The 11,785-nt window shown below is 56.5% G+C and carries 10 protein-coding genes; 6 read left to right on the plus strand and 4 right to left on the minus strand.

Annotated features, from left to right (window positions below; all coding sequences use genetic code 11):
• The coding region (locus IGS51_RS04400) for a hypothetical protein (RefSeq protein ID WP_297076416.1) at window positions 1-385 on the minus strand (385 nt) is incomplete at its 3' end.
• 276 nt (window positions 386-661) lie between these two features.
• On the opposite strand from IGS51_RS04400, the gene petN reads away from it, so the two are divergent.
• From petN to IGS51_RS04420, 4 genes are all read left to right on the plus strand, one after another.
• Entirely contained in the window at window positions 662-751 is a 90-nt protein-coding gene (gene petN / locus IGS51_RS04405; protein WP_068510235.1) for a cytochrome b6-f complex subunit PetN, read from the plus strand.
• Between the two features lie 60 nt (window positions 752-811).
• Window positions 812-979, plus strand: a complete 168-nt coding sequence (locus IGS51_RS04410; protein ID WP_172358522.1) for a hypothetical protein — start codon at window positions 812-814, stop codon at window positions 977-979.
• 341 nt (window positions 980-1,320) lie between these two features.
• Window positions 1,321-3,255 (plus strand): primary-amine oxidase, encoded by a 1,935-nt coding sequence (locus IGS51_RS04415; RefSeq protein ID WP_297076423.1) that lies wholly within the window; start codon window positions 1,321-1,323, stop codon window positions 3,253-3,255.
• Window positions 3,256-3,865: 610 nt separating this feature from the next.
• Entirely contained in the window at window positions 3,866-4,267 is a 402-nt protein-coding gene (locus IGS51_RS04420; protein ID WP_068510234.1) for a response regulator, read from the plus strand.
• Window positions 4,268-4,355: 88 nt separating this feature from the next.
• On the opposite strand, the gene IGS51_RS04425 is transcribed toward IGS51_RS04420, so the two are convergent.
• Both IGS51_RS04425 and IGS51_RS04430 read right to left on the minus strand, forming a co-directional pair.
• A complete protein-coding gene (locus IGS51_RS04425; protein ID WP_277774633.1) occupies window positions 4,356-4,982 on the minus strand; it encodes a DedA family protein in 627 nt (208 codons plus the stop codon).
• 305 nt (window positions 4,983-5,287) lie between these two features.
• The gene (locus IGS51_RS04430) at window positions 5,288-5,800 is read right to left on the minus strand and encodes a hypothetical protein (protein WP_172358525.1); all 513 of its coding nucleotides are present in this window, start codon (window positions 5,798-5,800) and stop codon (window positions 5,288-5,290) included.
• Between the two features lie 946 nt (window positions 5,801-6,746).
• Here IGS51_RS04430 and IGS51_RS04435 point away from each other — a divergent pair.
• Window positions 6,747-7,916 carry an extracellular solute-binding protein gene (locus IGS51_RS04435; protein ID WP_297076430.1) on the plus strand — a complete coding sequence of 390 codons (1,170 nt, stop codon included), beginning with the start codon at window positions 6,747-6,749 and terminating at the stop codon, window positions 7,914-7,916.
• Here IGS51_RS04435 and IGS51_RS04440 read toward each other — a convergent pair.
• Window positions 7,822-8,523, minus strand: coding sequence for a hypothetical protein (locus IGS51_RS04440; protein ID WP_297076432.1), 702 nt, complete (start codon window positions 8,521-8,523; stop codon window positions 7,822-7,824). The two genes, IGS51_RS04435 and IGS51_RS04440, sit on opposite strands and share 95 nt — an antisense overlap.
• 556 nt (window positions 8,524-9,079) lie before the next feature.
• On the opposite strand from IGS51_RS04440, the gene gcvP reads away from it, so the two are divergent.
• On the plus strand, window positions 9,080-11,785 hold a 2,706-nt coding region (gene gcvP / locus IGS51_RS04445), incomplete at its 3' end, for an aminomethyl-transferring glycine dehydrogenase (protein WP_297076434.1).

Raw genomic sequence — 11,785 nt, forward strand, 5'->3', positions numbered from 1 at the left:
CTTCCGCGGGGGCGATCGCCGCAGTTCCTTCATCCAGCGCAGTCCCCTTGCTGCCTGCCAGCGTCACTGCATCCTTCTGAAACTCCACAGCCTTGCCCGCATTGGTAGGTAAAACGTCCACCTTTTCGCCAGTCGCTTTCTGAGACACTTGGGCGCGGCGCAGCGCAGCTTCTACCGCTCCCGTTTCAGGAGCATCTAGGTAAACAAACTCGATTGGCTGGGCAGGGCTGGGCGGCTCGACCTGGGGCAGCTCCGGCAGTTGCCACGCAACCCAGCCTGCGGTCACCGCGCCCGCATGAAACGCCGCCGCCGCCGTGACGTATAAGACTAAATGCTTGCGTTGGCGCGTCATCACCCGCGACCGATAGCGCCCCAGTCGGCTCATGCTGCTCCTCACCCCGCCCAGGCGCAAGCCCTGTAAATCTGCGAGTTACTGTAATCAAACCACAGGACGCGGCCGATCTGACGGCTTTTTTTCCGCAGAAATACCCAATTTTTCTAGATCACGCAGCACGATCGAGAACGGGGAATCGCTGTTCAGACCGTTACCGCCCCAATTTCCGATTGCATCCTGGCTGGCAGGGGGCTTCAGGAATGCTGGCCTTTTGCCGTAAAATAGGAGCTTGAAATCATTTGCACCCGCTGTGTTTGAGATTTTGCTATGGATATTTTGACGTTGGGATGGGTTTCTTTGCTGGTTCTATTCACGTTTTCAATCTCGCTGGTGGTTTGGGGGCGCAACGGTTTCTAACCGGTCCAACTGGATTGACTAGGACTTTCGTCCAGATTCACAATTTTTGCAATTTTTGCAATGACCCTTGATACGCTTGATCTATCTGCCCTGAGTTTGTCCCCGCTGAATGTGTTAGCGGTGCTAGCGGCGCTGCTGCTGGTCGGCGTGACGGGCGGGGTGATTTATTTGACGGCTGTGGAATGGCGCGATCGCCGTCGCCAAGACCGCGAAAAGCGAAGCCGATAGCCGGACTCAGCAATTCCTCACCTTCCGAAAAGAGCCAGTTGATCTGCATCAGTCTGGCTCTTTTGCATTTTTGTCCGCCGCATTGGAGGGATTTTGGAGTTTGGATTGGCGATTTTGGAGGGTATGGGTCGTGTGGCTCAAGAATTGACCCCAACCCAAAACCTCCCCCTGCTCCGCAACAACGCACACCACAAGGTTCAATCAGATTCGCTATCTTCAGAGATTGGGCATAGCCATCCCGTTGCGTCCTTTCCGCCGCGTCCTTTCCATAGAGCTATCGAGCAATGGCTTGCTCTGGCGAAAAGCCCTATCTAGAACTCTCAATCCCTTTCAAACTCTGTATGACGACAACCCGCGAAACGCCGACTTCTCTCAACCCTCAGGTAGGGGCATTGCATCCCTTAGAACCGCTGACCGCCGCTGAAATCAACCAGGCCGTTTCCCTGCTTCGGCAGCAAAAAAACGTGGGCGACGGTTTTCGGTTTCCCTCAGTGACGCTGCATGAACCGCCCAAGGCGTTGGTGCAGACCTATCAACCGGGCGATCGCTTCGAGCGAGAAGTCGCCGTTATCTTGCTGGACAATGCCACGGGGCAAACCTACGAGGCCATCGTTTCCCTCACCCAGGGGCAGGTCACCTCCTGGAGGCAGGTGCCGGGGGTGCAGCCCAACATCATGGCCGACGAACTGGTAGAGTGCGAAGCGGTGGTCAAGGCCCATCCCGACTTTCACGCAGCGCTGGCAAAGCGGGGCATCACTGACTTAAATCTGGTGATGGTCGATCCGTGGGCACCGGGCAACTTTAGCTTTGAACACGAAAAGGGCATCCGCTTTTCACGCTGCATCTGCTATCTCCGCGCCACACCCGACAGCAATGCCTACGCCCGCCCCATCGATGGGCTAATTCCTGTAGTGGATTTGAACAAGATGGCGCTCATCCGCATCGAGGATCTGGGCGTGGTGTCTGTGCCGCCAGAGCCGGGGGAATACGAAGCCCGCTTCATGCCAGAGTTTCGCAAAGATATTAAGCCGCTGCACATTACTCAGCCCGAAGGGCCCAGCTTCCAGGTCAACGGACACCACATCCGCTGGCAAAAATGGGACTTTCGCATTGGCTTTACCCCCCGCGAGGGGCTAGTGCTGTATTGTGTTAGCTACGAAGATCAGGGGCGGCTGCGGCCGATTCTCTATCGCGCTTCGATGGCAGAAATGGTTGTGCCCTATGGCGACCCGCGCCCACAGCACTATCGCAAAAACGCCTTTGACGTGGGCGAACATGGCGTGGGACTGCTGGCCAATTCCCTCAAGCTGGGCTGCGACTGTGTGGGCGAGATTTACTATTTTGACGGCGTGCTGACCAATAGCCGGGGCGAGGTGTCGGTGATTGAAAACGCCATCTGCCTGCACGAAGAAGACTTTGGAATGCTCTGGAAGCATACCGACTGGCGCAGGGAGAGCGTGGAAGTGCGGCGATCGCGCCGTCTGGCCATTTCCTTCATCGCCACAGTAGACAACTACGAATACGCCTTTTTCTGGTACTTCTATCAGGACGGCAGCATTCAGTTTGAAGTCAAGCTAACGGGCATTTTGCTTTGCGCGGCGCTGGCGAATACCCCGAAATATGGCACACTGGTTGCCCCAGAGCTAAACGCCACCAACCATCAGCACTTTTTCTGTATGCGGCTGGACTTTGACCTGGATGGCACGGCCAACTCTGTTTACGAAGTCAACACCGAAGCCGAGCCGATGGGCCCCGAAAATCCAATGGGTAATGCGTTCTATGCCGTCTCAACGCTGCTGGCAACCGAGCAGCAGGCCCAACGCCTAATCGACCCCTTCACTGCCCGCTACTGGAAAGTGGTGAACCCCAACGTCACAAACCGCCTGGGGCAACCCGTCGGCTTCAAGCTTGCGCCCGGAGAAAACGTGCTGCCCTTTGCCCATCCTGACTCGCCTATCATGAAGCGGGCTGGCTTTATGGGCAAGCACCTGTGGGTCACGCCCTACGACCCGGCCGAGCGCTATCCCGCTGGCGACTATCCCAACCAGCACCCCGGCGGCCAGGGCTTGCCCCAATGGACGCAGGCCAATCGCTCGCTCGAAAATACCGACGTGGTGGTTTGGTATAACTTTGGACACCACCACATTCCCCGCCCTGAAGATTGGCCCGTCATGCCCACCGCCTACTCTGGCTTTATGCTAAAGCCCGTCGGCTTTTTTGATTGCAACCCAGCGCTGGACGTGCCACCCTCTGAACCCAAGCACGCTTGTCATTAAAACGGGCCGGGACTTACGCACTTGCAATACGCACTTGCAATACGCACTTGCAATAAGCTCTCTGGGTTCTAGACGATTTCTCCTGGGCTGCGTCCGCGAGAAATCGTCTAAAGGGCTAACGCCATAGAACGGGTGAGAAATCATTCAACTCTTGGAGAATATTGCGAAGGAATCATTACCATTTTTCTTTTGCTATTTTCCTTCAAGGAAACTCTCTTTGAAACAAGACAAAAAGCGCCCAAAATTCTCTCTCAGACGTTGATCTAATCCCCTTCAAAGCTCCGTTACAGCATTTTCTTGGGATATGAGGCCTGTGCTAACTCAGACAGGCGAGGACTTTTGTCCCATCTCATGCCTCACTAGCTCCAAAAACGCTGTAGTCAAATCGGTGTTAACTTGTAAGTCTTTTGATAATGCTGTGTTAAGGCTTGAAAACTATCGCCAAGTTTCTATTGTCAAAGCCTAAAAAAAATTGAAGGCCGCTGATAGAAACTAATCACTACATCGTCCTGCTGGCAAGAGCTTGAGCCTGATTTTGCGTGAACTATAGTCTGGAGTATAGTTACTTGACAACACCCGATATCCCAAGCTTGGGTATCCGAGGAAAATCATGCAACTGCAACTCAACCAGAGCTATGTCTTGGTGTTGGATAAACCGTCCGACGAACTCCGCAGACTGGAATCTCAGCTTGCTCGGTTGCACTGTCCCGTTGTGGTGACGAACTCAGCCGTGCAGATGATGCTACGGGTCAGCCAATCGCCGCCGTCTCTGGTGATTTTGGTTGGGGGCGATCGCCGCTGGTCTGAAGTGTTGGTGAAACAACTCCGCAACAACGCCAACGCCCGCCACACCACCATCGTCACGCTGACCGATCACCATGCACCCAGTTGGCTACATCAAGAAGAAAATCCGGGCTTTGATGGGTTTCTGGTTAAACCGCTGACGGCCGATGTGCTGATGTCGCTAGTCCAGTCGGCCTGGGCGCGGCAGAGCGTCGGCTCTGCAAGCTAGCTTCAGGCTTGTCTAATCCAGACTTGTTTGATCCAAACTTGTCTAATCCAGGCTTGTCTAATCCAAAACCTGGCTGAATAGATTGGGCTTAGCCTTCAAGCTCCTGCTTGGCGCGGTGTTCTAGCCAGATGGGGAGGGCGATCGCCGCACAAAACAGCAACAGCGCCACCACCGCAAACTGCCCCACGATGGTTACCAATTGCTCCAGGGGAATCAGCTTCCCCACAAAGAAAGCCAGCGTCACCATCACCGAAGCCCAGGACAGCGCCCCGATCAGGTTGCACAGCAAAAACTGGGGATAGGGCATTTGTGCAATGCCTGCTAAGGGCCCGGCAAAAATTCGCAGCAGCGCCAGAAATCGCCCAAAGATCACGGCTCTGGCGGCATTCTCGCTAAACTGCGTGCGGACTGCTAGCAGCCTGGATTCCTCAATGCGAAACACGCGACCCGCCCGCACCAGCAGCGGCCAGCCCCCAAAATATCCAATCCAGTAGCCAAAATTGTCGCCCAGTACAGCCCCGGCCGTTGCGCTGGCCAAGACCAGCCAGTAATTTAGCTCATCGCTGCCTGCCAAAAACCCGCCTACCAGCGTAATTGTCTCCCCTGGCAGCGGCACGCCTGTATTTTCGAGCATGATGCCCAAAAACACGACCCAATAGCCATACTCATGTGCAAGATTTTCCAGGGCCTCTAGCGATAACAGCTCAAGCGACATGAGGGAAGCCTTCACAAAGATTTACGAACACTCTTTTGATCTTCACTTAAGCCGGAGAGGGTGTCAATGATTAAGAAAATCCCCCCGTTTCCCAGTGCGATAGGAATTCGGGGGGATATCCGGAGGATTTAGTTCAGCTTCAGGCGAGATCCCAACCAGACACGGTTCGCTAATACTGCTAGCTATCCCGCTAGATCTCAACTAGATCTCAACCTTAAGATCTCAACCTAAACATCACACTGCGTCATGGTTTCTAGCCTTAGTCGCTGCAACGCTACAAATCAAGCGGTGCCCGATGCAGCAGTCTAGAACCGATAAGCTGCACCAACTTGCAGGCTGACAGCAGCGTCATTGCTGTTTCGATATGCATCAAAGCCTACCTTCGCGTCACCGTAGAGGACGATGTTGCGACGAATCGCGGCTTCCACGCCCACCGTGGCCACCGGAGCGCTGCGATCGCCCAGCGGGGTAGACCGGCCCTCATCCGTCACGAAAGAGTAGCCGCCGCCGACGTAGAGGTTAGCGCCAGGAGCAATGCCGATGTCATACGTCACCAGGGGCATGAGCGCCACAGAATCGCTGATCAGCGCTGCACCACGCACCGAGATAGGCGCTACAGGCACGTCAAAGCGTCCTTGAACGTTTGCCCCGAAGGAGGTGTCGCCAGCGGCATCTTCGGTCACGCCCGCAGCAATACCCGCGCCGATGTAGTTGCCAGCCATTTGGGCCGAAGCAGGGCTGGCAGAGAGCAGCATGGGAACCGCAGCAACAGCCGACAGAGCAGAAACGGTAGCAATCGATTTCAGAGAGAGTTTCATAGTTTTTTCCATCCCAAAAACGTACAAGAGAGCGCAACAATCCGGCATAAATGCAAACTGCACTTATGGTGAATTCGGACCAGGTAATCGAATCAGAGTCGCTTCATGCTCGACCATAGAACGTGAGATGAAAGATTTCTCAAAAAGGCGCTTTCGCACCTCTTTCAATCTCAGTCTGATGGCATCAAGAGCAGGTGAATTGCAGGTTCTGGTTTAAAGAATTCATCTGTGTCTTAAAAGTTCCTTAGACTTAGAAAGAATCCTTTAGCGCCTGAACTATCTTAGTTATAGAACTAGAAAATGAGCGATCGCCCCATCTATGTTTCGCTAATTAAACTGTCACAAGTCTGAGCGCGATCGCCAAACGAAAATTAGCTTCCAAGCCTTGCTACCATCAGTTAGGCGCATCTATTCAAAGATATAAATAACCAAAACCGACAGCTTAAAAGTCTTGCCAAAAGACGAATAAACTTACATTTTGTTCCCGGAATAAAAGGCCGCAATTGTCTACGCAATCCTCTATCTAACGCAAGGGAATAGAAGGATGGAAATCTTATGAGACGTATGAGTAAAAGGCACGCCAGTCGGTTTAGAGGACGCAGGCATTCCTCCGAAATTTAAGACCATCCTTTTCTTATTCCCTACTCCTTTCTATTTTACCTATCAGCGCAATCGGGAGGATTGATCTGACTTGCGTTTTGCAGTCCACCTGATGTCTAAGAATTGCCCGCAAGATTCTGCCAGATTTATAAGAATTAGAGCTATCGGAGCGCTACTCGTAACGCTACATTGGCAGCGGTGGGCTGCAATCCTTGCTCAACACGATAAAAGGGGCGATCGCTCTCTGACTTGTGGAGAAGCGACGAGGCCTAACATTCTGCTAACATCCTGAAACAACTGGTTCCTTGAGTCCAACCCTCTCTCTATCCTCTCATCCCTGATTAGCATGAAGCGGCGATCGCTCCTCATTGGCTCCAGCAGTGTAGCGCTTGCGGCCCTGGTGGGCGGATGCCGCCGCCGCGACAACGGGCTGCGGGTGCTGTTTCTCGAAGACTCGGTGCCGCCGCAGGTCTTGAAGGCATTTCGCAGCGTCCTGAGGCAGCCCCTACCGCTGAGCTTTGTGCCGCGCCCCCAGCTTGCCAGCATTGTTGAGCAGTTGGAAACCTGGCAAACGGCGGAGTCGCCGCAGACGGCCGACCTGGTGACGCTGGGTGATGCGTGGCTGACGGAGGCCATTCAGCAAAAGCTGATTCAGCCGCTGGAGGTGTCGTCCATTCCTGGCTGGGAGCGCGTGCCCAAGCCCTGGCAGGATTTGGTAACCCGCGATCGCCAGGGTGCGCTGAGTGCTGCGGGTCTGGTGTGGGGTGCGCCCTACCGCTGGGGCAGCGTGGCGATCGCCTTTCGCAGGGACAAGCTAGACCCCCTGGGCTGGCAACCGCGAGACTGGGCAGACCTGTGGCGGCCAGAGCTAGCCGAAATGCTGTCGCTGCCCGATAGCCCGCGCACGGTGCTGGGGCTGGTGCTAAAGAAACTGGGGCGATCGGTCAATGAAGCAAACCTGGCGGACGTTCCCAATTTGCAGGATGAACTGGCTGCCCTCGATCGCCAGACCAAGTTCTACAGTTCTACCGATTATTTGCAGCCGCTGCTGATCGACGACACCTGGGCCGCCGTAGGCTGGACGACTGACATTCTGCCCGTGATGCAAGGCGACCCGCGCATTGGGGCGGTGATTCCCGCGTCGGGCACGATGCTGTTTAGCGATTTATGGGTGCGTCCAGCGCGATCGCCCTCCACAGAGTCCAATCCAGGGGCGATCGCCGAATCTGCGCTGGCCCAGTGGATCGACTTTTGCTGGCAGCCGGAAACTGCAACCCGCCTGTCGCTGCAAACGGCCGCCGCATCGCCCATTTTTGCGCTGGATGCGTCGGACTTGCCTGCGGACTTGCGAAACCGTGAGCTACGGCTGCCTGCCGCATCCATCTTGCAGAAAAGCGAATTTCTCTTGCCGCTGTCGCCCGCTAGCGCTGCCCAATTTCGGCAGGCGTGGTCGGCGTTGCCGCGGCAGGCGTTGGCCGACCCGTCAGCCCAGCAATCCCGTCGGAACGTAGCATAATGTCGCAGTCTCGCTGCCCCTCTGCCTGGCCCAATGCCACACCCGAAAAATCGCACAGATAAGCCGCCAGCAGGTTACCCTGGCGGTCAAAGACGCGGGTGCTGTAGCCATAGGTGCTGGCAGACACGCCAAATTGGTTTACAAACGTGTAGCGCTCCATATAGTTATAGATGCTCCACACTTGCGGGTTGACGACTAGCTCCACTCGCTGGGGCGAGCCTTCGCGGGCAGGATAGACCAGCCAAGTTTCCAAAAGCTGTTCGCCAAACTGGTCACGAGCCCACCACAAGCTGGGCAGCGTCAGTCCTTCCTGAGAGATGGTGTTTGCGGTAATCATGCCCGGATCGGGCAAAATTGCACCCGGTTGCGCCAGCGATAAATCCGGGGGTTCGCTCAGCAGCAGACGGGTCATGTCGTCGGAGGCGGCCGCTGCTGTGCGGGTTACTGCGGGCGCGTCGGACTGGGGAACTGCATGGACGGCGATCGCCCCACCCATCAACCCTGCAACCAGACCCACGCTCAACCCTGCTTTTGCACCAACACCCATCCAGTGCGATTCGCGAAGCCATGCCTGGGGGAATTGACCATTTGCCCGTCTATTTGCCATGTTCACTTGCCATTAATACGACATCAGCCGACTAGAAAGAGCCAGCCAGAGTTCGGCTTTCCTGACTTGCGGTTGTGAATTATTCCTATGAATTTTTCCCATCCTCACCCAAACCGATTTAATCGGCAAGTCCAGGAAAAATACATCATCCGATCGGATGACCCAGAGCCATAAGCCGGATGAACCAGGCCGCGACCCGACGGAGCGATGGGCGATTTTCTTAACATCCCTTAAGATTACTAGAATACGTCTTAGAGAAATGGGAACTCAGGAGTAGCAGCGTCATAAGTAGCAGCGTCATACCCTCAGTGCCTCGTCTGTTTGGGTGGCCGTCTCCAGGTAACTGTCTTTAGGCGGCTGTCTCTAGGCAACTGTCTTTGGGCGACTATCTATCGACTGTCTAGCCATGAGGCGGCGCTTCTGAATCCTCCTGAATCAATCGGTAAGGTCTGTCGGTCTGTGTTATCCGGTCTGTTTATCCGGGCTATCTTCCCAAGCTCTCTTCGATTTTTATCCTCAAACTCACCCTCTGCTGCTGTCTATGTCGCCTGAAACTTTGACCAATTCTCAAGTGTCGATGGATAACGCTGGCTCAATTTCCAACGGCGAGGTCGCCGGAACTCTGTCCACAGGGATTGAGAACAGAGCAGAGGCAGATGGCGGGCAATCGGGCGATTTCCGCAGGGATCGCTTCGCGAATCGCGCAGAGAATGCAGGGGTCGATGGGTTTACGGCTGCGGATGACTTTGTGCAGCGGCATATTGGGCCGTCGGACGCAGAGGTGCAATCCATGCTGGCGACGCTGGGCTTGGGGTCTTTGGAAGAACTAATCGACCGGGCCGTACCCACGGCTATCCGGCTCCAGCGGCCGCTGAACCTAGGGGCAGGGCAGAGCGAGTATGAGTTGCTCAAGGAACTGAGGGCGATCGCCGCTCAAAATCAGCTTTTCCGCTCCTTCATCGGCATGGGCTATGCCAACACCATTACGCCGCCAGTCATTCAGCGCAATATTCTGGAAAACCCCGGCTGGTATACGCAATACACGCCCTACCAGCCCGAAATTGCCCAGGGTCGCCTGGAGGCGCTGCTGAACTTTCAGACAATGGTGATCGACCTGACGGGGCTGGAAATCGCCAATGCCTCGCTGCTGGATGAGGGCACGGCCGCTGCCGAGGCGATGACCCTTAGCTATGGGCAGCACAAGGGCAACAGCAAAACTTTCTGGGTGTCGGAAGCCTGCCACCCGCAAACGATCGAAGTGGTGCAGACCCGCGCCCGGCCGCTGGGCATCGACGTTTTGGTGGGCGACCACCGCACGTTCGATTTCTCCACACCCGTCTTTGGCGTGCTGCTGCAATATCCGGCGACGGACGGCGCGATTTACGACTACACAGCGTTTATTGAGCGGGCCCACGCACAAGGGGCGATCGCCACTGTGGCCGCCGACTTGCTCAGCCTGACGCTGCTGAAACCGCCGGGAGAATTTGGCGCAGATATCGCCGTCGGCAGCACCCAGCGCTTTGGCGTGCCCCTCGGCTATGGCGGCCCCCACGCGGCCTACTTCGCCACCAAAGAAGCCTTCAAGCGGCAGATTCCGGGTCGTCTCGTCGGCGTATCCAAAGACGCGACGGGCCAGCCCGCCCTGCGTCTCGCCCTGCAAACCCGCGAGCAGCATATCCGCCGCGACAAAGCCACCAGCAACATCTGCACTGCCCAAGTGCTGCTGGCCATCATTGCCAGCATGTATGCCGTCTACCACGGCCCGGATGGCCTCAAGCGCATCGCCACTCGCGTTCACCAACTCACCTGCGCCCTGGCCGACGGTCTGAAGACGCAAGGCTACGAACTGGGCGCTGAACCCTTTTTCGACACGCTGCGGGTGACGGTGCCGGATGCTGAGGAAGTGCTGGAGCGGGCGATCGCCCACCAGATTAACCTCCGCCGCATCGACCCCACCACCCTCGGCATCAGCCTCGACGAAACCACTACCCCCGCAGACCTCCAGGATCTCCTCCAAGTCTTCGCCCCCAGTTCCACAACGCCTTCCCTGCCAAATTCCCCTCACGTCAGCGCTGCGGAGCAAAGCCCTCAGATCCCCAGCCCCCTCGCCCGCACCAGCCCCTACCTCACCCATCCCGTCTTCCACCGCTACCACTCCGAAACCGAACTCCTCCGCTATATGTATCGTCTCCAGCTTAAGGACTTGTCCCTAGCCACGGCGATGATTCCCCTCGGCTCCTGCACTATGAAGCTGAACGCCACCTCCGAAATGCTGCCCGTCACCTGGGCGGAGTTTGGCCAGCTTCATCCCTTTGTGCCGCTGGATCAGGCCCGGGGCTATCAAGTCCTGTTCCAGCAGCTTGAGGACCTGCTCAAGGAAATTACAGGTTTTGCGGGCATCTCACTCCAGCCAAACGCCGGGTCCCAGGGCGAATACACCGGGCTACTGGTGATTCGGCAATATCACCTGAGTCGGGGCGAAGCGCATCGCAATGTCTGCCTAATTCCCGAATCAGCCCACGGCACCAATCCCGCTAGCGCCGTCATGTCTGGCATGAAGGTGGTGCCCGTTGCCTGCGACAGCGAAGGTAACATCGACGTAGCAGATCTGCGAACAAAGGCGGAGAAGCATCAGGCCGATCTGGCGGCCCTGATGGTGACGTATCCCTCTACCCACGGGGTGTTTGAGGCGGCGATTCGGGAAATTTGCGACATTGTTCATGCCTACGGCGGCCAGGTCTACATGGACGGAGCCAACATGAACGCCCAGGTGGGATTGTGCCGTCCGGCAGACTTTGGCGCAGACGTATGCCATTTGAACCTGCACAAGACCTTCTGCATTCCCCACGGCGGCGGCGGCCCCGGCATGGGCCCGATTGGCGTAGCGGCGCATCTGGTTCCTTTCTTGCCCAGCCATCCCGTCGTGCCGATGGGTGGCTCCAGCAGCGTCGGTTCGGTTTCCGCCGCACCCTGGGGCAGCAGCAGCATCCTGCCCATTTCCTGGGTCTATATCCGCCTGATGGGCACGGCTGGGTTGACCCGCGCCACTCAGGTCGCCATCCTCAGCGCCAACTACATTGCCAAGCGGCTGGAGGGCCATTACTCCGTGCTGTATAAGGGCGAAAACGGGCTGGTGGCCCACGAATGCATCCTCGACCTGCGTCAGTTCAAAAAGACGGCTGGCGTAGACGTGGAAGATATTGCCAAGCGACTGATCGACTACGGGTTTCATCCGCCCACCATGTCCTGGCCCGTGGCGGGG

Source organism: Thermoleptolyngbya sp. M55_K2018_002 (assembly GCF_015295965.1).
GTDB lineage: Bacteria > Cyanobacteriota > Cyanobacteriia > Elainellales > Elainellaceae > Thermoleptolyngbya > Thermoleptolyngbya sichuanensis.

What these genes read in the sequence shown, in the direction of transcription:
- petN (WP_068510235.1), top strand. Translation starts at nt 662, where the DNA reads ATGGATATTTTGACGTTGGGATGGGTTTCTTTGCTGGTTCTATTCACG.
- IGS51_RS04410 (WP_172358522.1), top strand. Translation starts at nt 812, where the DNA reads ATGACCCTTGATACGCTTGATCTATCTGCCCTGAGTTTGTCCCCGCTG.
- IGS51_RS04415 (WP_297076423.1), top strand. Translation starts at nt 1,321, where the DNA reads ATGACGACAACCCGCGAAACGCCGACTTCTCTCAACCCTCAGGTAGGG.
- IGS51_RS04420 (WP_068510234.1), top strand. Translation starts at nt 3,866, where the DNA reads ATGCAACTGCAACTCAACCAGAGCTATGTCTTGGTGTTGGATAAACCG.
- IGS51_RS04425 (WP_277774633.1), bottom strand. Translation starts at nt 4,982, where the DNA reads ATGTCGCTTGAGCTGTTATCGCTAGAGGCCCTGGAAAATCTTGCACAT.
- IGS51_RS04430 (WP_172358525.1), bottom strand. Translation starts at nt 5,800, where the DNA reads ATGAAACTCTCTCTGAAATCGATTGCTACCGTTTCTGCTCTGTCGGCT.
- IGS51_RS04435 (WP_297076430.1), top strand. Translation starts at nt 6,747, where the DNA reads ATGAAGCGGCGATCGCTCCTCATTGGCTCCAGCAGTGTAGCGCTTGCG.
- IGS51_RS04440 (WP_297076432.1), bottom strand. Translation starts at nt 8,523, where the DNA reads ATGGCAAATAGACGGGCAAATGGTCAATTCCCCCAGGCATGGCTTCGC.